17 protein-coding genes, 1 tRNA gene and 1 rRNA gene are annotated in these 21944 nt (G+C 22.6%); 15 read left to right on the top strand and 4 right to left on the bottom strand.

The annotated features are described in order from the left end of the window. Positions 1 to 37 precede the first annotated feature (37 nt). From ACXX87_RS00520 to ACXX87_RS00455, 14 genes are all read left to right on the top strand, one after another. The gene (locus ACXX87_RS00520) at positions 38 to 277 is read left to right on the top strand and encodes a hypothetical protein (RefSeq protein WP_436358678.1); all 240 of its coding nucleotides are present in this window, start codon (positions 38 to 40) and stop codon (positions 275 to 277) included. Beyond that, positions 267 to 1493 (top strand): DNA (cytosine-5-)-methyltransferase, encoded by a 1227-nt coding sequence (gene dcm, locus ACXX87_RS00515; RefSeq protein ID WP_436358677.1) that lies wholly within the window; start codon positions 267 to 269, stop codon positions 1491 to 1493. Before ACXX87_RS00520 ends, dcm begins: the two co-directional genes overlap by 11 nt. Continuing rightward, positions 1486 to 4305 carry a DUF262 domain-containing protein gene (locus tag ACXX87_RS00510; protein WP_458573073.1) on the top strand — a complete coding sequence of 940 codons (2820 nt, stop codon included), beginning with the start codon at positions 1486 to 1488 and terminating at the stop codon, positions 4303 to 4305. Before dcm ends, ACXX87_RS00510 begins: the two co-directional genes overlap by 8 nt. Before the next feature lie 218 nt (positions 4306 to 4523). Continuing rightward, positions 4524 to 4754, top strand: a complete 231-nt coding sequence (gene secG, locus ACXX87_RS00505) for a preprotein translocase subunit SecG (protein WP_436358675.1) — start codon at positions 4524 to 4526, stop codon at positions 4752 to 4754. A gap of 2 nt (positions 4755 to 4756) precedes the next feature. Further along, on the top strand, positions 4757 to 6820 hold the full coding sequence (gene rnr / locus ACXX87_RS00500) for a ribonuclease R (RefSeq protein ID WP_458573072.1): 2064 nt from the start codon (positions 4757 to 4759) through the stop codon (positions 6818 to 6820). A 124-nt stretch (positions 6821 to 6944) separates the two neighbouring features. Further along, the gene (locus tag ACXX87_RS00495; protein ID WP_436358673.1) at positions 6945 to 7514 is read left to right on the top strand and encodes a chromate transporter; all 570 of its coding nucleotides are present in this window, start codon (positions 6945 to 6947) and stop codon (positions 7512 to 7514) included. Then, entirely contained in the window at positions 7514 to 8170 is a 657-nt protein-coding gene (locus ACXX87_RS00490; protein WP_436358672.1) for a chromate transporter, read from the top strand. Before ACXX87_RS00495 ends, ACXX87_RS00490 begins: the two co-directional genes overlap by 1 nt. Before the next feature lie 9 nt (positions 8171 to 8179). Next, positions 8180 to 9706 carry a GIY-YIG nuclease family protein gene (locus ACXX87_RS00485; protein ID WP_458559391.1) on the top strand — a complete coding sequence of 509 codons (1527 nt, stop codon included), beginning with the start codon at positions 8180 to 8182 and terminating at the stop codon, positions 9704 to 9706. A gap of 103 nt (positions 9707 to 9809) precedes the next feature. After that, complete coding sequence (locus ACXX87_RS00480) at positions 9810 to 12674, top strand: SGNH/GDSL hydrolase family protein (RefSeq protein ID WP_458557638.1); 2865 nt, start codon at positions 9810 to 9812, stop codon at positions 12672 to 12674. A 66-nt stretch (positions 12675 to 12740) separates the two neighbouring features. Further along, positions 12741 to 12846: ribosomal RNA gene (gene rrf, locus ACXX87_RS00475) — 5S ribosomal RNA — on the top strand. A gap of 35 nt (positions 12847 to 12881) precedes the next feature. Beyond that, positions 12882 to 13727 (top strand): DNA-binding protein WhiA, encoded by an 846-nt coding sequence (gene whiA, locus ACXX87_RS00470; protein ID WP_436358669.1) that lies wholly within the window; start codon positions 12882 to 12884, stop codon positions 13725 to 13727. A gap of 257 nt (positions 13728 to 13984) precedes the next feature. Beyond that, on the top strand, positions 13985 to 15496 hold the full coding sequence (locus ACXX87_RS00465) for an APC family permease (protein ID WP_458560386.1): 1512 nt from the start codon (positions 13985 to 13987) through the stop codon (positions 15494 to 15496). An 88-nt stretch (positions 15497 to 15584) separates the two neighbouring features. Continuing rightward, complete coding sequence (mutM, locus tag ACXX87_RS00460) at positions 15585 to 16403, top strand: DNA-formamidopyrimidine glycosylase (RefSeq protein ID WP_458573071.1); 819 nt, start codon at positions 15585 to 15587, stop codon at positions 16401 to 16403. Further along, positions 16404 to 16646, top strand: a complete 243-nt coding sequence (locus ACXX87_RS00455) for a Smr/MutS family protein (protein ID WP_458560384.1) — start codon at positions 16404 to 16406, stop codon at positions 16644 to 16646. A 41-nt stretch (positions 16647 to 16687) separates the two neighbouring features. Here ACXX87_RS00455 and ACXX87_RS00450 read toward each other — a convergent pair. The 4 genes from ACXX87_RS00450 to ACXX87_RS00435 all read right to left on the bottom strand — a co-directional run bounded on the left by ACXX87_RS00450 (position 16688) and on the right by ACXX87_RS00435 (position 20488). Continuing rightward, positions 16688 to 16761: transfer RNA gene (locus tag ACXX87_RS00450), tRNA-Gly, on the bottom strand. A 116-nt stretch (positions 16762 to 16877) separates the two neighbouring features. After that, the gene (gene tilS, locus ACXX87_RS00445; protein WP_458560383.1) at positions 16878 to 17765 is read right to left on the bottom strand and encodes a tRNA lysidine(34) synthetase TilS; all 888 of its coding nucleotides are present in this window, start codon (positions 17763 to 17765) and stop codon (positions 16878 to 16880) included. After that, entirely contained in the window at positions 17725 to 18303 is a 579-nt protein-coding gene (pth, locus tag ACXX87_RS00440) for an aminoacyl-tRNA hydrolase (protein WP_458560382.1), read from the bottom strand. The genes tilS and pth overlap by 41 nt, the downstream gene beginning before the upstream one ends. A 55-nt stretch (positions 18304 to 18358) precedes the next feature. Continuing rightward, positions 18359 to 20488 (bottom strand): AAA family ATPase, encoded by a 2130-nt coding sequence (locus ACXX87_RS00435; protein ID WP_458573070.1) that lies wholly within the window; start codon positions 20486 to 20488, stop codon positions 18359 to 18361. A gap of 87 nt (positions 20489 to 20575) precedes the next feature. Here ACXX87_RS00435 and serS point away from each other — a divergent pair, with 87 nt between their 5' ends. Next, the gene (serS, locus tag ACXX87_RS00430) at positions 20576 to 21847 is read left to right on the top strand and encodes a serine--tRNA ligase (protein WP_458573069.1); all 1272 of its coding nucleotides are present in this window, start codon (positions 20576 to 20578) and stop codon (positions 21845 to 21847) included. Positions 21848 to 21944: the final 97 nt, after the last annotated feature.

Genomic DNA, 21944 nt, shown 5'->3' with positions numbered 1-21944 from the left:
AAGATTTGTTTTTTTTTTTTTTTTGTAAAATTGAATTATGCAGAAGAAAGAAAAATTAGAAGATTTATCAATTTTTTCTAATTTAATGGGTAAATTAAAAGAAAAATACAGAAATTTAATTAGTAAACTAATAGATAAATTTTGTATCTATTTATTAACATTGCCAAAAGCAAAATTTTTACAAAATATTTCAATATACAAAAATACAATACTTGCTATATCAGTTTTTAATAAAAAAATCTTAATAAAAAATTTTAAGGTAGATTTTGTCTTCTAAAAAAATAATAAATGTTCTTGAAACATTTGCAGGTATTGGTGCACAACATAAAGCTATAACAAAAATAAACAAAGAAAAAAAGATTTTTGAGATTGTTTCAACAGTGGAGTGAGATGCAAGAGCAAATATTGCTTATGGTTTAATTCATAATTCTTTAGATAAAAAATTAAAAAAAATTTTGAAAAACAATAATTTAACTTCAGAAGAAGAAATAAACAAATTTTTATTAAATTTTACAATTTCTTTAGATTCTAAAAAACCAGCAAAGATAATTTCTAAAGACTATGAATTTAAGCAACTGTTAGCTGCTTCGATTATTTTATCAAACAATAATGTTGATATAACTAAATTAGATCCAAAAATTATTCAAGAAAAAGATATAGAACTTATAACTTATTCTTTCCCTTGTCAAGGTTTATCAATAGCAAATATGGGAAGATCAAAAGGAATTAATGATGATAAATCAACTTCTAGTTTAATTTGAGAAATATACAGAATTTTAAAAGGAGCAAGTAAAAAACCAAAATACTTATTAATGGAAAATGTAACAAATCTATTAAGTAAAAAATTCAAACCTGAATATGAAAAATGGCTTTCTGTTTTAGAAGATTTTGGTTATAAAACTTTTACAACCACTATTAACAGCATAAATGCTGGTTCTATTCAAAAAAGAGAAAGAGTTTTTGCTTTAAGTGTTAAAAAAGAAATAAAAACACCATTTAATGATGATAAAAGTTTTAAAGAATTTGTAGATAATATTGCATTTAAAAATAAATTAAGCCTAAATCAAAGAAAAAAAGTTTTTGAAAAAATCTTTAATTTTGACTTAAATTACAGCGAAAACCTAGATGTTTTAATGAATAATACAAAATCTAGAATAAAAATGGTCAAAACACAAAAGATTATTAATAAAAGTGAAAATTATATTATTAATACCTTGACAACCGTTCAAGACAGAATACCTTGTGTTGGAATTATTGAACATAAAAACAATTTAGAGCATAAATTAGATTATCGTTATATAACACCAAGAGAAGCTTATAAATTAATGGGTTTTAGTGATCAAGATTTTAATAAATTAAAACCATACTATGAAAAAAATATTCTCACAAAAGAAAGTCTTTATAGGCAAGCAGGAAATTCTATTGTAGTAGAAGCAATAGAGAATTTATTTAAGGTAATAAAAATCATTGAAAAAGGACAAGATAATGAATAAAAACATAAAATGATGAAAAGACAGAATGAAAGAAAATAATTTTATTACTTGAACAATTGGAACTAATATTTATTCTTATTTAAGTTTCACAGTACTTCAGTGACTTAATGAAGTTGATGAAAATGAAGAAATCATTTTAACAATTGATAAAAAAGAAGTTTTAGCTGAATTTAAAAATAACACACAATTCCCCTTTTATAAAGACAAAAAGTCTAAATCAGACTCTACAATTAGACAAATTTTAGATGTTTTATCTTCTCTTGGGATTATAGAACCGATAGGAGATAATTACAAAATTAATAAAGAATTAATAGATGTAAGAAAGACTGAATCAAACAATTTCTATGCTCTTAAAAAATTTGTAAAATCTAATTTTGCTAATTATATAAAAAAATTTGTTATAGATAAATTAAGAGACATTAAGGAAGAAAAGGAAATTTCGAATTCTTCTATTGAAACAAAATTTTGATGAAATGTTTTAGTAGTTTCAGATGAAACATTATTTAACGATAGACTTAAAGGCATATTTAACACTTTAGTAAAAGTTGGTAATGAAAAACGATTTTATGAAGACTTTGTATTAGAATTTTTATATAAAGAAATCGATAATGATGATATGGAAAAAATAATTTCTGACATAAAAAACATAACGGGGATAGAAGATTATTTATCTATTTTATATGAAGTTATAGATAATTATGAAAAAAATATTGTAAGATATGAAGACAACTCTTTAGATGAAGCAATTAAAAAAATTTCTAATTATTCAACCAAAAGTGAATTTGAAGTCATTAAAACAAGTGTTAAAGATATTTTTACTTCGCAAGAATTAAAATATATTTTACCTTTATATCAAAGAACTTATTCTTGAGATTCTAATATTATAATTGGACTTTTTGAATCTATTTATAATGATTTTATTAATACTAAGCAAAGAAAAAATGATTTCAGTTTTCTAAATAATATAATTATTGTTCAAAATGCAACAACAAACTCTATTGTAGATGGTCAACAAAGAATGGTGTCTTTAATAATAATTATTATTTTATTATATAAATTTTCTAAAAATAAATTTTTTGAAAATGCTCAAGAAAAATTAATACACTTAATTCCTAAAATAAAAGAAATGATTACTGAGTTTGCAAAAGATGATAGTAATTATTTAAGTCTGCAAAATATTTTTAATTCTATAAAAAAAGATGCTCAATTACAAAAGGATAGATTTTACGAAAACTCTTTTGAAATAATAAACCTTATTGTTAAGAAATTTGATAAAAAAGACGAGGATTTTCTTTTAGATTTCATTGATTATATTTTAAATAAAACATTCTTAATTACTACATATATAAAAGTTATGGATGATGATTTTGTAACTAAAATTTTTCAAAATTTAAATCAATATAGCAAAAAATTAGGAGTGCTTGATTTACTAAGAAATAAAGTTTTTGATATATATCGTGATGAAAAAGAGAATAAGATAAAATTATATAATTTAACTGTTAATATTTATTTTAGACGAAAACAGAAAAACGTTTGAAATGAAGATCTCAAAAAAATTTCAAATTTTTTAGATGCAGTTTTTATAAAATATAGATTATTTGAAGAATTGGAAAGAACAAACAAAAAATTTTATGACGAAATAGCAAATTGTTATAATAAATTTGAAAATTTATTTGAATATTATAATAGTAATTTTGAATTTGAAGATAAATTGGAATTACTATGAAAAGATATAATTGAATTTGAATATTGTTCTACTGGACATTTTAATAAATTCTCTACTTTATTAAGTGATAGTGAAATTAAAGAAAATAATAAATATTTAAATAATTTTAATGCCATTTTAACAGAGTATGAGCAAAAAATTTATGACTACAAACAAGTTAATTTTCAAATTAATAATATTTCTAATTCTGGTTCTAAAACTATTTTTACTCAATTAATTTGATCATTAGCATATAACTTGCAATTATTTGAAAATGAAGAAAATACAGAAAAAATGGTTATTTTTAGTAAATATTTAGCTGAAATAGAAAAATTTTCAGCTTTATGAGAAATAAGATTTGCTGGACAATCGCTTTCTAGTTCCATAAAATTAATTTGTAAAAATGATTTATTAAATTCAGATTTTAATTTAATAAATGAATCAAAACTTTATGAACTTTTAGAAAGAATAATAGTTGATTTAACAAAATTATCACTTGTTGAAAAAATCAATGAATTATGAAAATATTTATATGAAAAACAAAATAGTAAAAGCGATAACAAACTATACAAAAACATTATTGCAAAAGTTATTTACAGCTTACAAAATTCAAAAACTCCAAAGAGTTTTACAGGTTTTAAATCACAAGAAGAAAAATATCAAAGTATCGATTTTATTCCTTATACATATGAACATAATTTTCCACAAAAATTAGATCAAAGTACATTGAAAAACTTACTTGAATTAGGAATAAACAGAGAACAAATAGAGAGAATAACTAATTTAATTGGTAATGGGTTTTTATTGTTAGGAAAAGATAACTCTAAATTTAGTAATAAAACAACGAAAAACTATAAAGAAAGCAACATTGAAAACAAAACTATTGAAGGTTTTCAAAATACAGATTTTTATCTACTTGATTTTGAACAAATGAAAACATCAAATTCTATAAAATGAACTAATAATAAAATTCAAATTTCAAAATTAGATAATTTAGACATTGATAAAATTTCAAGTAAAGATGAATTTTTAGAATTATTAAATCAAAGAGAAAAAAGAACAAAAGAAATCATTAAAGCTTACATTTCTATATTGTTTTATGAATAGAAATAGCGAATATTTGATTTAATCCTTTTAATATTTAATAAATACTAATAAAGTAACAAAAAAATATTAACTAAAAAACAAAAAAATTTTTGTAACAGTTGCTTTTAATAGAGAAATTCATAAATTCTTCTTAATTAAAAATAGTTTTTTAAACTTTTTAATAGTTTTATAATATAAATTGTTTATAATTTATAATAAATTAAAAGAAAAGGAGAAATATGAAAATAGCATTAACAGTAATTTTAGTAATAATTTCATTAGTTATAATGATAGTTTCTCTTTTAATGTCTCCTAACTCTAATGGTTTTTCAGGAGCACTTGTTGGTTCTTCAGATTTAGATTTATTTAAAGTTTCAAAAGAAAGAGGACTTAAAAAAGTACTAAAATGAACAATGTTTTCAATGGGTTTTGTTTTACTTTTAGTTTCTTTAGTCATTAGGTTGTTTTAAAAATGAAAACATTTAATTTAAAAGCAATACAATCATTAGTAACAAATAAATCTTTAACTTTTTTAGAATTAGTAAAAAAAATGCAAATAGATAGAAAATTAAATAAGGAATTTTCTATTTTTTTAAATAAATCAGTGCAAAATAATCATTTGTTTTGTAAGGATCAAAAATACTCTTATAAACATGAATTTAAAAAAATTGTAGGAGAATTTTCTTTAAATTCAAAAGGTTTTGGCTTTATAAAAGTTTCAGAAACCGAAGATTTCTTTGTTCCAAAAGTTTATACTTGCAACTCTTTGGACAAGGATTTGGTTGAAGCAACATGTTTTGAAGAAAAAGATGGGGAAATATGATGTGCAATTAACAAAGTGGTTGAAAGATCAAAAAGTTTTCACTATGGTTACATTAAAAAAAATGGTTCCTTTTTTGATTTTATTTCTTTAGATCCACGTTTAAAAGCAAGATTTAGATGAAAAAATAAATACGCTTTTAGTGAAAATGATTTAGTAAAAGTAAAAATAGTAGATATACAAGGTAATAATTTAGTTATTGACTTGATTAAAAACTATGGTGATTTAAATAAACCTTTTCAAGATATTGAGTTAAGTATAGAAAAAAGCGAAATACCACATATTTTTCCTGAAGATGTTTTATTAGCTGCTAAACTTTTACCACAAACAATTTATAATGAAGATATAAGTGACAGAATTGATTTAAGAAAAGAAATAATAGTGACAATTGATGGTGATGATACTAAAGATTTTGATGATGCTATTAGTGTAAAAAAACTTGAAAATGGAAACTATATTTTAGGAGTTCATATAGCTGATGTAAGTTATTATGTTAAAGAAAATGAAACAATAGATTTAGAAGCAAGAAAAAGAGGAACATCTATTTATTTAGCAGACAGAGTTATTCCAATGTTGCCTTTTGAACTTTCTAACGGTATTTGTTCTTTAAATCCTAATGTTGATAGATTCACTATTACAATGGAATGTGAAATTGATTCCAAAGGAAATAATGTATGAATGAAATTTTATCCATCCATAATTAACTCTTACAAAAGACTAACATACAAAGAAGTTAATGATTTTTATAATAAAAACAAAGAATTTGATAAAAACATTTCTGAGTTATTAACTAATGCTAAAAATTTAACAGAAATTATTCGAAAATATAAGGTAAAACAAGGATTTATAGATTTTGAATTCGAAGAATCAAAAGTAGTTTTAGATAAAAATGGAAAAACTGTTGATATAGTAGTTAGAGAAAGAAATGAAAGTGAAAACATGATAGAAGATTTCATGGTAAGAGCTAACGAAAATGTTGCAGAATTTATGACTAAAAAGAATTTTCCTTTTATTTATAGAATCCATCCAGCACCAGATGTTGAAAAAATAAATGCTTTTAACCATGTTTTAAAACTATTAAATATAAATGTAACTATTCCTTTAACAGAAGAACCGAAGGAATTTGCCAAAGCAATGGAAAAAATTAAAAAAATTAATTTTGATAACTTTATAAAAATTAATTTATTAAGAACTATGCAAAAAGCAATTTATTCAGAAAAAAATGTTGGTCATTTCGGACTTGCTTCAGAATATTATACACACTTCACAAGTCCTATTCGTAGATACCCAGATTTGATAGTTCATAGATTACTTAGAGAACTAGTATTTTTAAAAAATACAGAAAAAATCGAAGCATACAAAAATGAATTACAAGAAATTTCTTTAAAAAATTCTTTAAGTGAACAAAGCGCTATTTCTTTAGAAAGAGAAGTTCTTGGAATAAAAATGGCAGAATTTTATGAAGACAAAATCAATAATAAAGAATTTAAAGCACAAATAGTTTCAGTTAAAAAATTTGGTTTTTTTGTTGAATTAGAAACTGGAGCAAGTGCATTAGTTCACGTTTCCGCTTTACCTGGGGAAGGATTTGAAGTTGATGAAAATGAGTTATTTTTATCTAATCAAAAAATAACATATAAAGTTGGTGATTTTGTAAATATAAAAATAGAATCTGTTTCTAAATTTGAAGGAAAAATAAACGCAATTTTAGCATAGTTTTATACTATGCTTTTATTTTGAAATTTTTGTAAAAAATCCTTTTATACCTATAAATCCTTTATAAAAGTATTTTTTTTAAAAAAAATATAACAGAGATTTAAAAAAATGTAAAATTTATGTTATGAAAAGTAAGGAATTTTGAAAAGTTTTTTTATTTATTATTAAATGTACTTTTATTGGTTTTGGTGGCGGAAATGCACTAATGCCAATAATAAAAAAATATGCAGTTGATCAATATGGATGAATAACTGAAAAAGAATTTAATGATGGAATTGTTGCTGTTAATTTAATTCCTGGGCCAGCGGTTATAGAAATGTTATCTTATATTTCCATAGTAAAACTAGGTAAAATAAAAGGAATGATAGTTACACTTTTAGCAATAATGCCACACGTTATTATGGCAATGCTTCTTTATTTTTTAACAACATTTTTACCTAATAAATATTTATATGTAATTAATGCAGCAGTTATTCCTGTATTAATTGGAACAATAATAGCATTTGCTTATAGATATTTAAAAACAAGTTTTAAAACATTAAGCTTACCAATTTGAATTCCACTTTTTATACTAACATTATCATTTTGTTTGTTTGCTCCAAGTCCTTTTAATATACCAGCAATTCCTTTAGTATTAGTTATTTTTATAGTATTTATAGTTGAATTTATTAGAGTTAAAAAGGGGAAAAAATAATGATTTTAGCTATTTTAGCTTGTTTTTTAGGAGTACTAATAATAGGTTTAATTGTTTTTGGTGGTGGTCAAGTTTTCATACCTATTTTTGAAAATTTTTGAAATTTTTTATCAAATACATTCAATCTAGAAATTACAAAAGATCAAATTGATACAGTTATAACCATTTCTAATTCTACTCCCGGTGTAGTTTCTACCAAATTTGCAGCATTTACTGGTATTTTAGTTTCAAACGGACAATGATGAGGATGAATAATAAGTTTTTTTACATATTTAATTTTTTGTCTTCCTTCTATATTTTTAATGATTTTATCTGTAAAATTAATAAAAAATACAGAAAAAAATAAATATTTATCTAAAGTTATAAAATATTTAAATCCAGTTTTAGCAGGAATTTTATTTGCTCTTGCTATTCAATTATTTATAAGCATTACATTTCCAAATATTTATTTTAATGATACTAATTTAAGATATTTTGGTGTAAAATCAACAGAAAAAAGTTCGTTTTTTAGTGGATGAAGGTTTATAGCATTAATAATTTATTCTATATTTTTTATAATTATTTCTATAGTGTGAAATATAAAGAAAAAACCCGTATTTTTATTAATTTTAATTTCTATAATAACTGCATTTATTGTTTTTGAACCTTGATTGTAAAGGAGAAAAGTGTTAACAAAAGTAAAAAAAGTTACAACTAAACCTGGAGTTTATTTGTGAAAAAATGAAAAAAATGAAATCATATATATAGGTAAAGCTAAGAATTTGAGAAACAGAATGATGCAATACTTTAAAGGTAGCATCAATTCTCGTTATACTTATAAAATGGTAGAAGAAATCAGGGATTTTGAAATCATTGAAACTAATAGCGAAAAAGATTCTTTAATTTTAGAAACCAGATTAATTAATGAAAAAAAACCAAAATATAATATTCTTTTAAAAAATAATAAAAAATATCCTTATTTAGTAGTTAAAAAAGATAAAAAAATCTCTATTTTAAGAGAAAATAACTTTAAAGAAGGAAAGAATTTATATCACTTTGGACCACTTCCACCTAGTTACGGTTTTAGAGAAATTCAAAATCTAATTGAAAAAATGTTTTTATATAAAGATGGACTTAAAATAAAAGAAGATCAATGAAATGAAGAATCTCTAAACTCTACTTTTTTTCAAATAAAAAAGTTATTATCAAACAAAATGTCCTTTTTTATAAAGGAATTAAAAGAGAAATATGAAATTTATAAGTTTGATGATGTAAAGTTAGAATTAGCTTTAGAAATTAAAAAATTTATAGATAAATTAGAGAAAAATCTTAATGAGAAACAGACTATAGAATTAAATATCGAATACGATGTTGATATTTTTGATATTCAAGAAACTGAAAAATTCTTTTTTACTACAATTTTTATTTATCGTGCAGGATCTTTGTTAAGCATTATAGATGATAAATTTGACAAAAATACAGATAAAAACCTTTTTATAGCAAATTTTATTAATGAGTATTATAAAGAAAATATAATTCCTAAAAAAATAGTTTTAGGTGCTAATTTTTCAAATATAGATTTTAATTTAATTAATTTGGATAAAAAAATCCAAATAGCAAAAAAAGGACAATTTAAATTAGCTTGTGAAAATGCAGAATCTCACAATAAAAATAGAATATCTAAAATCGATGAAATTAAAAATCAAAATCAAGATTTTATTATTTTAGAATTAAAAGAGAAATTACAATTACAAAAATTAGAAAATTTTATTATTATTGATAATTCTTTTGAATTAGATAAAGTTCCAGTCACTTCTATTCTTTATTATAATAAGACTGAAAACATTGAAGATCTAAACTTTTTCTATGTTCATAAAAATAGTAAATCAAACTCTGATGTCGATTTTATGAAACAAGGTTTTCAAAAATATTTAGAAAAATTTTCTCATTTAGAACTAGATTTAATTTTAGTTGATGGTTTCCAAAATCAAATTTCAGCAATAGATAAAATTCTATTTAAAAACTCTTTATCTATACAAGTTTTTGGTCTTAAAAAAGATGAACATCATAGAACAAAATACTTAGTAGATTATAAAGATAATCAAATAAATGTAAGTGAATACTTATTTCTTTTTCTTTCTAAAATACAGGAAAAAGTAGACAAAACTGCAAAAAATTACAGAAACGCAATAAAGTTAAAAAAATTCAATTAAAGCTATTTATAGATAAAAATGTATAAGATTTTTATACATTTTCTTTATTTTTTTAATTTTATTTTTTTCTTATGGTATTATTTTTGCAACTCAAGGAGGTAATATGAAAAAGAAAACAAAAATCATATTAGGAGCTTCTACAGGGTTGACATTATCTGTAGCAGTTATAACAATCCCGAGCGTTTTATATGTTCAACAAAACTTAAATAAATCTGATAATAGTAATAACTCACAAAAAACTAAGATTACTAATAATGATCAAAAAGATTTATTAAAAGACAATATTAATTATTTAGCTATTGGAGATTCCATTAGTGCCGGTTTCAATAGTGAATACGGTTTTGAAATTGCAGGAGATTTAAAAAATAATCAAATTGAAGGATTAAGTTTTCCTGCTTTTTTAGCAAATTATATAAACAAATTAAAACCAAATGCAATACACCAGTTTAATAACTATGCTTTATCAGGTACAAGAATAGTAGATTGATTATATTTACTAGATGCACCTAATGCAAACTATAATCTTAAAGCAGAAAAAGGTTATTTTCAATTTCTTTTATCTTGAGATGATGACTCTCTAAATCCATTTAGACATAGAATAAAAGAGGCTTTTGGTGATTTTCAAAAAGAAAATTTAGAAAATTTAAAAAATAAAATAAAGGAATCTAATCTTATAACAATAAGTTTAGGGGCTAATGATTTATTTGGTTCTTTAAATTTTAATAACTTAGAAAAGTTATTTAATAAAGAAACTCAAAAAGAAGCAATTTTTAATTTAAAACAAGATTTAGAAAGAATTTCTAAAGAAAATTATGTAAATTTAAATAAATTAGTCTCTAAAATAAAGGAAATAAACAGTAAAACAGAAATTGTACTTGTTGGTTATCCAATGCCTTTATTGAGACTATTAAATATAATTGATCATTTTTTTAGTTCAATAGCACAGGAAAAAGTTAATTTAAGTAACCAAATTTTAGATTCCATTAATGCAGTCTCTAAAAAAGTAGCAATTGAAACTAAAATTAATTATATTGAAACTTTTGATGAAGATGATTGAAAATCTAATAATGATAAATGAGCAAAATCTATTTTTGATATTCATCCAACAGAATTAGGATATAAAAAAATGGCTCAAGATATTATTTTAAAATTATCTCTAAATGACATAGATAAAAACTATAGTTTAGTTAAGAATTGAGATGAAAACTATATAGATAAAGATAAAAATGCTTTTCATAAAATTTTTGATTTTTCAAAAAATAACGAAGAGATAGTTAAAATAATTTCAAATTCCAAACTATTTAATGATGAGATTTTAGAAAAATCAAATTATCAAACAGAATTAAATAAAGAAAAAAGCAAACTCTTTTCAATGAAAAGAATAGTCTTAAATTGAATTAATGCAAATCACCATTTAACTAATCAAATAATAAATTCGTTTATTTCTAAAATAAAGGAAAAATACGGAATAAATGATGAAATTGTAGAACTTTTTAATGAAAAAACAGAAGAAAATAAAACATTTATATTTAAATTAATGGAAGAGTTTTTAAGAACCGATTTTATAGATGTTGTAATTTTAAAACTACAAAAATATTTTGATGAAAATGATTTAGATTTAAATGGCATAGAAGGTACACAAATAATAACTTCTAAATTGTTATTAGAAGAATTAAAAACAATATTTAAAGATCAAAAATTTATTTTAAGAATTTTAAAACAATTTTTAAAATCTGATTTTGCTATAAAAAATAAGAATAAATTAACTGCATTAACTAATTTTGCAACAACCTTTATTTTAGAAAATCTGGACAAGTTAAACTTAGTAAATTTAAAAGAAAATAAAGCAACAATTTTAACTTTAACAAAGGAAAAATCCTTTATTAAAGTAATTTCAGATATATTAAATGATTTTATTATAAATGAAAATCATTATGATTCAATTAATGATTTTAATTCTTTATTTGTAGTTTATTTAGAAAACCATAAAGAAGAATTCAAAACCAATTTAATAAATTTTATTAAATCCTTAAAAAACAATGAAACCATTTTAAATGTTATATCTAATACTATAGAACAAAAACTAAATTTAGAAAATCCTCAAGAAAACAAGGAAAATATTTTACCTTTTATAACTGATTTAATAGGTTCTGTCGATAAAATTGATTTAGTTTTACAAAATATTGATAAATTAATAGATTCTTTTGTTAAAGGAGAGTTGAGTTTTAATAACTTTTCTTTTGAAAAAGTAATTAGTATTTTGGATTTCAATTCACTAACTGGTGATTTAACTAAATTAGCAGATTTTTTTAAATTAATAGAAACTGGCGATATTTCAATAGAAAATTTTGTTAACTTTTTCAATGTAATAATAGAAAATTCTCCATTTAGCAACACCGAAAACTTAACAAAAGAAAAGAATCTATTCTTTTATTATTTAAATAATATAAATAATGATCCTGACACAAAAAAAAGAACAAGTTTAAGTATAAGTGATATTACTAAATTAAGCGGTGATTCTTTAGTTTCAAAAATTACTTTAATTTCAACAAAAGCATTTGAAAAATATAAAGAGTTTAAAAAGACTCATCCAAATGTTAATGAATTGGACAATCCATATAGAAAATTTCTATATAGATTTTCAGGATTAATTTTATGATATGCATATGAAACTTATGCAAGAGAAAGTTCTTTTCACTATATTATTTACTATTCTTCTTCACCATTCAATATAGAAAAAAGTATATATAATTCCTTAGCAGGAAAGTCAAAAGAGCAACAGACATTAATAACTTCAATATTTGGAAATAGATATTCATCATTTTTTGGTGATTCAGCCAAATCAATTCATAACAACGATTTAATGAAAATGATTTATTATAATACTGAAGCTAACAAGCACAATATTAAATGAAGAGAAAATCTATTTAAATTTATTAAACAAGGAAAACCAGATTTAAACAAATAGTTTGCTTATACAAGTAAAAAAAATAAAAAAATTATTGACTATTTTTAAAATTGTGGTAATATATATACAAGCGACCATAGCAAAGGGGATCACCTGATACCATTCCGAACTCAGTAGTTAAGACCTTTTACGCCGAAGATACCAGAGATGGGAAAATAGGGAGTTGCTGCTTTTTTTTTGCTTTTTTATAGATATAAAGGAGGTTTTATGTCATTTACTCATGAAATAAAAATGGAATTAATTGAAAACAAGATGAAAGAAAAGCAATTTAAAAGCTTCTTAAAAGGTTTAATCTTTACAAATTGTCAATTTAATAATAATGATTTAGAAGTTGTTATAAAAATTAATAGAGCAGATATTTCTATGAAAATAAAGGAAAAATTAGATAAATTTAAGATTAAATTTTATCGTTCAATTAAAAATAAAAACTGAATAATCATTTTAAAAAAAGATATTGATTTAGAATTAGTTATTAATGAACCAGCTTTCTTTTTTGCAGGAACATTTTTGGGTGGTGGTACTATTTCTGGCATAGATTCTACTTCTTATCATCTTGAAATAAGTTATTTTGAAGAGAAAATAGGTAATTTAATGATTGAAAAATTAAATAACTATGAATTTAATTTTATTTCTAAAAAAAGAAAAAATAAATTTTTTATTTATGAAAAGAAAGTAAATAATATTTTGGACTTTTTAAGTGCAATTAGAGCAAACACTAGTTTTTTAAAATTTTTCAATTTGAAAAATGAAAGAGATATTGAAAATAACGCAAATAGACTTGCTAATTTAGACTTTCATAATCAACAAAGACTTGTAAATGCTTCTCAAAGAGATATAAAAAATTATTTATTTTTAAAAGAAAATAATTTGGTAGATCAACTCACTGATGATCAAGTGATTTTTTTTGAAATAAGAGTAAAATTCCCGTATTTACATTTAAATGAAATAGTGGAAATTTTAAAAGAAGAGCATAATATAATAAAAACTAAAGGTGGCTTAAATCATTGATCGATAAAATTAGCTCAAATCGTGTCTAAATATAAAGCAAAATAATATTTTTATAAAAAAGTCAAAAATAATATATAATAAATTTGTTATATAAACTTAGGAAGGGTATGAAAATGAGCAAATCAAGTTCAATTATTATGTTCTGAAATAACTCAATTGAAATTTATGCAATTGCTTTTTTTCATACCTTTTTTAAGTAAGAGAATAAAATTATTTTAAAAATAATGAATAAAACAAACTCTTACTTTTAAAAAAGTAGGAGTTTTTCTCTTTTATATAATAAAAAATAATAAGGAGATTTTATGCAAGAAAAATCAGTAAGAAAAATTGGCTTATTTGTTTCATTGATGTTGCTTATTGGTTCTGTTGTGGGAATAGGAATATTCTTCAAAAACGCATCAGTAGCTAAAGCAACCGGAAATAATGGATTAGCTTGATTATTGAGTTGAATTATTGGTGGAGTTATTTCACTTGGTGCAGCTCTTAGTTTTTCTGAAATAGGAAGTTTCAGAAAAACTAAATTAACAGGTTTATCTAGTTGAGCTTATAAAATTTATGGTGTAAAAGCAGGGTATGGAGTATCATTTTTATATTCACTTTTTTATTATGGGTTATTAACTAGTGTTTTAGGTATTTTTGGATCAGAAATATTTTTCTTTTTCTTATCAGGAATAACAAGTTTGGAGTTTGGTAAAATTCCATTTTGAGTAATTGTTGTAGTAGGTTTATTATTCTCTGTTCTATTTTTAGCTTTAAATCATTTATCTATTAGAACAAGCGGAATAATACAAACAGTAGTAACATTTACAAAATTTATTCCTTTAATAGTTGCTGTTGTTGTGGGAATTGCGTTTTTTGACACTCATAATTCAGAAGGTGGAGTAAATGCGTTTTTAGATTTTGAAGGGAAAGCACCTTTTGGATTAAAAGGAATGATTGTCGCAATTCCTGCAGTTCTCTTTTCTTATGATGCTTTTTTAGTTGCCGGTTCTGTAAGAAACAAAATGAAAAATGCATCTAAAAATTTACCTTTTGTAATTTTATTTGGAATGACTCTTATAGTTATTTTATATACTTTAATTGCTGTGTCATCCATTTTACATAATAGCGGTATTGTTTGAACAGTTTTAGCAGATACATTACCAAAAACTGTATCTAAATATATTATTCCATCTGTAGTGTTCTTTATTTTAATATCAACTTTTGGAGTAATAAACGGAATAACATTAGCATTTATTAGTGAAACATATAGTGCAATTGACTTAAATTTATTTTTTGGTTCATATGCACTAAAAAGAAAAATAGGTGCTAAAAAAACAGAATTAATATACAATGCAATCATTTTAACTTTTTGAGCTATCTTGATTTTAGTACCTTCAGTGGTTTTAAAAATGGATAGTTGAATAGATGGAGCAACAAATTATCCTACAGTTTTCTTTTTTGGTATATATGGATTTGTAATTGGTTCATATTTAATAAAAAGAAATAAAATTACAGAAACTAAGAAATTAAATAGTTATTTATTTTATACATTTTCTGTAATTTCTGTTGTAGGTATTGCTTTTGTAGAAGTAGTTTATTTATATACAATTTTTTCAGATTTATTTAACCCTGATTTTAAATCTTCATGAGGTTTATTTAGAGACAATGGAAATTTAATATATAAATGAGTTCCTGTTTTAGTTTATTTCTTATTTTTAGGATTCTGTATTGGTTCTTTATATTTAAATATTTTCTTAGAGAAAAAAGTTTTCAAAAGAAATATTTTAGAAGAAATGAAGTTAAAATTACAAGAATATGAAGCAGAAAATTAATCGGTTACAAACCGATTTTTTTCTTATATTTAGTCATTTTTATAATATTTTTGAAATATTTATAATAAAAGTGTAAAATTTTTATATTATGCCAGAATTACCAGAAGTTAGAGTCGTAAGACAAGAATTAAATAAATATGTTCAAAATAAAAAAATTGAGAATATTCATATTTTTAGAGATTCATTTATAAAGGAAATTTCCGTAGAAAAGTTTAAAGAAGCTTTAATTGGACAAACAATTGTAGAAGTAACTAATGAAGGAAAATTTCTTGTATTTCATTTAACTAATGATAATATTATTTTAAGTCATTTGAGAATGGAAGGAAAATATAATTATTTTGAACCAGCAAAAACAAGATTAAAACATGATTATGTTCTTTTTGAGTTTAGTGATAATAGTAATTTACACTACAATGATACAAGAACATTTGGAACTTTTCACTTAAGAACAAAGCAAAATTATTTAACAACAAATCCACTTGCTAAATTAGGAAAGATACCTGCACAAACAAATTTAGAAGAATTTTATAAAAAATTAAAATCTAGAAAAAAAGCAATTAAAACTTCTTTATTAGATCAAACTCTTGTTTTAGGATTAGGAAATATTTATGTAGATGAAGTGCTGTTTGCAACCAAAATTTATCCAGAAACTCCTAGTAATTTAATTTCCAAAAAACAAGCTAAAGAAATTTTAGAAGTAGCTACAGATATTTTAGATCGCTCCACTGAATTAGGCGGAAGTAGTATAAATTCTTACACATCATTAAACAAGAAAAAAGGTTCTTTCCAAAACTTTTTACAAGTTCACACTAAAAAAGGATTACCTTGCCCTATCTGTCAAAATGAAATTTTAAAAATAAAAGTAAATGGTAGAGGAACCTATTACTGTAAGGAATGTCAAAAATAAATGAATAATTGAAGTTATGAAAAAACAATTGATTTGCACGGATTAACTACATCAGAAGCAGAAATAGTATTATCAAATGCCATTTTTGAATTTAATAATTCAAATCAATATGACAGTTTAAATATAATTGTAGGAAGGGGTACAGGAACATTAAAAGTTTTTGTTAGAAGTTTTCTTGAAAGAGAAAATTTGTTTTTTACAGAAGGTGAAATAAACTTTTCAGTATTCAAAAAAGCATTTTAAAAGCAAGCTTTATAGCTTGCTTTTTTGGTCAAATTAATGATTGGAGCGAGTGAAGGGAATCGAACCCTCATAGTCAGCTTGGAAGGCTGAAGTTCTGCCATTAAACTACACTCGCGAGATACTTTATTATTATAAACTATTTTTTGTAAAAATCAAGAATTTTTATAGAAATTTTTATTTTTTTAAAAAAAATTTAAAAAAAACGGAAAAAATAAATAAAAAAAGCGATTTTTAGTCATTAAATATTATGTGATTTTTTACTTTATAAAGAAAAATACCTTTTTTTAATAAAAAGGAAGATGTCCTATTTTGAGAAAAGAGAAATTGTAAAATTAAATTAATTTTATTTTCAGTTAAATTTATATTTAAAAATTTTTGGTGAATTAGGTTATATATTAAATTTTTTTGCTTTTTTTCTGTTTGTTGTTTTAATCAATCAATATCAAAATTTGTTTTTTCTCATTTTTGCAACATTTTTTTATTTTTTCTATCTTTAAATAATAAAAAAATGTTTTTAATTTTGTAAGAAAAAATTGTTAGATTTTTATAAAAAGATTTATTTTTAAACTCAATTCTAATTTTATTTCTTTCATAAATTGGTAAGTTATTTGTATAGTCAATGGCAAAATTTATGTTTTTATTTTTTAATATTTTTTCAATTTTGTTTTTTGAATACTTAAAAAGTAATGGTCTATAAATTTGCATATCAAAGAGTTGACTTTTCTTTTTTATACCTCAATAATTAACTATTTTATTTTTATTTTTTTGAAGCATTATTGTCTCAAAAAAATCATCTTTATTATGGGCAATATAAAGGAAATTACAGTTATTTTCTTTATAAATTTTTTTAAAAAAATCATATCTTATTTGTCTGGCAAAATTTTGGAAATTTTCTATCTTTTCATAATTATCATAACTAACAGTTAGAACAAAAAAAGGAATTTTGTATTTTTTACAAAAATTCTCTACTATTGTTTGATCTTCATCACTAGTTTCTCTTTTTTTATAGTTAACGTGTGCCACAACAATATCTTTATTTTTAAATTTATTTAACATAAAGATAGAATCTGGTCCGCCACTAACTGCTAAGAGAACTCTTTGCTTTTTTATTTTTAGCATTAAACCTTTCAATAACCATTCTTATATCGTTTGAAATAAATTCAATTGAAGCAAGAGCGGCATCTTCAACAACTTTATCAATTATTTCTTTTTCATTTTGACTAAAAGGGGTTAAAACGTAATTTCTAGTGTTTTTATTTTCTGGTCGACCAATTCCTATTTTTAATCTTTTAATTTGATCAGTACCTAGTTGTTCAATAATGTTTTTCATACCATTATGCCCAGCGTGAGAACCGTGATTTTTAATTGCTGCTTGACCTATTTTAAAGTCCATATCATCATAAATAACAAGAATATCATCAGCAGGAATTTTAAAGAAAGACATTATTTCTCTTACAAAATCACCTGACTTATTCATGTAAGTAAATGGTTTTGCTAAAACATAATCTTCTTTTTTTGCAAAAACACCATTGAATTTGCTTCTTTCAAATTTTAATTCTAATTCATTAGCTATTTTATCTAAAACTCAAAATCCCACGTTGTGCTTTGTATTTTCATATTCAACACCAGGATTTCCTAAACCTATAATTAATTTCATATTTTAAATTATATTCCATTATAAGAATAATTTTTACAAATAAAAGTAAAATTCTTTAGTCATTTTGTTCTAAAAAATAATTGATATTTGTTTTTCTTTCTCTCTCTTCTGTTGATACAGCTATTTCAATAGCATCTTTTTCTCCAATAATTATTAATTCATCCTTTGCTCTTGTAATTCCTGTATAAAAGATTTTTTTATTTAAAAATATATTATATTCTTTAAAAATTAAATATATAAGAGCAGATGTTTCAGAACCTTGAAATTTATGTACAGAAACACAATAAGATAAAACTATAGAATTTCTGAATTTTTGCTCTGTAAATTTAATTAGTTTATCATTAAATTTAATTATTATAAATTCCACTTTTTCTTTATAAAACAGAATATTTTCTATATAACCGATTTCCCCGTTTACTAAATTTTGACTGGAATCATTTTCTGTTTGCATAACTTTGTCGTTAACAAAGTACTTAATGCCGTCTATTTCAAAAAAAGTATTATTTTTTTCATCAAAAATTTTGCTTTGAATTATTTTATTAATATTATTAATTCCTGCATTTCCTGCATATTTTGGAGCAATTACAATAAAATCATTTATTGAAAATTTTGATAAAAATAAGTCAATTTGCTTATTGAAAATTTCTAGAAAAGACTTTGCATTACTTTCATAAAATTTTACATAATTATTTTTAAATACAGGTATTTGGCCATTATTTACTGACGCTGCAATTTCTAATATTTCTTGTTTGTCTTTTTGACGATAATTATTTATTAATTTATTAGTAATAAATTTATCACTGTTAATAAAGTCATTTAATAAATTTCCATAACCAATGGAAGGTAATTGATCTTTGTCTCCAATTAAAACTATCTTTTTGATTTTATTTAAATCCAAAGATTTTAAGAGTTTATAGAATAAATCAGTATTCACCATAGAAAATTCATCGATAATTAAAGCATTAATTTCTTTTGTTAATTCTAAATTATATTCAATATTTTCGTTTTCTCATGAGACTTCTAAAAATGAATGAATTGTTCTAGAAGGGATGGATGCTTTTTGCAAAATATGAAAAGAGGCTCTACCTGTTGGAGTGAGAACTGCGACGTTTTTTTCTCCAAAAACATCGCTAAATCCTTTATAAATGAATTTTAGAATTTCTGTTTTACCAGTCCCTGGACCACCTGTTATAATAGTTAAATTATTTTCAAAAGCAGAAATAACAGAATTTTTTTGTATATCGTCTAAATACTTACCAATAATAGATTTTTTATATTTAAATTTATATTCTTTCTTTTTAATTTCATTAATAGTTTTTGCAATAAATTGCTCTTGTTCATACATTATAAAGTGAGTAATATTTTTTTTATCTTTGACAAAAAATAAAAATTTTTGATCCATTAAAATCTTTACATATTCTTTAAATTCTTCAATACTCATAAAAATTTTTTTATTTGCATTTTTATATACATGTTTTATTTCTTCTGGTTCTAAAAAAGTATTTTCATTATCTTTTAAATAAGATAAAAACTCATTTAAAATTATGTATTTTTTTCTAATTTTACTTTCTGGTTTTATACCTAAAGCTAAAGCCATTTTATCTACATCAGCAAAAACATATTCATCAACTGTATCTAAAATACAAAAAGGTTGCTCTTTTAAGTATTTTCAAAATTCTAGAAGTCTGTATTTTTTATCTAATTTAGAATATAAATTTTCTAATCCGTTTGAAAAAAAGAAAATCTCTATTTCTTGTTTTAAAGAATTGGCAGAAATTTTGTCAAAAATAATTTTTGCTTTTCTTTCGGGAATTAATTTAGGAATAGAATAAATGAGATTAGGATCATTTTTCAAAATAGATATGGATTTATCACCCCAAGTGTTATAAATACTTTGAGCCATTTTTTGACCTATTCCTGGAAAAAGTGAAGAAGAAAAGTATTTTACTATTTCTTTTTCGTTGGTTTCAATAATTAATTCACATTTTTTTAATTCTCAACTATTTTGATATTTTGGATGGTTTTTTTCTAAAGCAGTAATTAAATAAGATTTTTTTAATTCTAAATTAATTTTTGAAGTTAGACTAATTATTTGTTTTTCTTTAGTTTTTACTAAAAAAATAAAGAAATTTTTAGTATTGTTTTCAAAAATCTTTCTTTCTACTTTGACTTCAAATTCTTTCATATGGAAATTATAAACTACTATTAAAAAATATCAATTCAATTTTAACTAATAAGATATATTTTTAGTTTTTGTATTATAATTTTATTTATGTTAAATATTAAATTTATATTAAATAATAAAGAAGAAGTTATTAATAAACTTAAAACAAGAAATTTTGATATTTCTTTAGTAGAAGAAATTTTTAAACTTGGAGAAAAAAGAAGTGAAGTTATGTCAAAACTTCAATTTTTAGAAAGTCAAAGAAATGAAAAATCTGCAAAAATTGGTCAAATGGTAAGAAATAAAGAAAATACTGACCAAATCAAAAAGGAAGTAAGTGAACTTAAAATTCAAATTGATTCATTAAGTGAGCAAAGCAACGAAATTAACTCTAAAATTGAAAATATATTACTAAATATTCCTAATTTACCTTTAGATTCAGTTCCTGTAGGTTTAGATGAAAATGATAATGTAGTAGTTGAAGTTAAAGACAAAATTGGTAGAGGACTTGTAAAAACATTAAAACCACACTATGAAATTGGTTTAGATTTAGACATTTTAGATTTTGCAAGAGCAGTTAAAATGTCTGGTTCTAGATTTGCTATTTTTAAAAATGAAGGAGCAAGATTAGTAAGAGCATTAGTTTCATTTATGTTAGATGAACACGTAAAAAATGGTTATACAGAAATGGTTACTCCTACAATGGTTTTAAGCAAAATGCTTTATGGAACAGGACAACTTCCAAAGTTTGCTGAAGATTTATATAAAATTGAAAATAATGATATGTGAATGATTCCTACAGCAGAAGTAACTTTAACCAATTATCATAATGATGAAATTTTAGATTTAAATGTTGCTAAAAAATACGTTGGTTATACAAAATGTTATAGATCTGAATCAGGAAGTGGTGGAAGAGATACTAAAGGATTAATTAGATCTCACGAATTTCACAAAGTAGAATTAGTTAAAATAGTTAATGATAAAGACAAAATGAATGAATTTCACCAAACTGTAAAAGATGCTGCTAATATTTTAGAAAAACTAGAAATTCCATATAGAACAGTAGCATTAAGCACAGGAGATTTAGGTTTTTCTTCTAAACAAACATTTGATTTAGAATTATGACTTCCTTCAGAACAAAGATTTAGAGAAGTTTCATCAATTTCATTCTTTGGTGATTTTCAAGCAAGAAGAGCATTAATTAGATATAAAAATGAAGATAATAAAACAGAGTATGCAAATACTATAAATGGTTCTGGTATAGCTATTGATAGAGTTTTTGCTGCTATTTTAGAGCAATATCAAAATGAAGATGGAACAATTGATATTCCAAAAGTTTTAGTTCCTTATATGAATGGTTTAACTAAAATTTCAAAGTAAAATCCACAAAACATTGTGATAACTAATTTTTTAAAAGAAAAATCTCCCATTTTAAATCGGAGATTTTATTTTTCTTTTTCCAGGGACATTGGTTGTC

The sequence above is a fragment of the Mycoplasma sp. 613B genome (genome assembly GCF_054343485.1).
The sequence above is the reverse complement of the archived record's forward strand: the minus strand, read 5'-3'. Positions and strand labels throughout refer to the sequence as shown.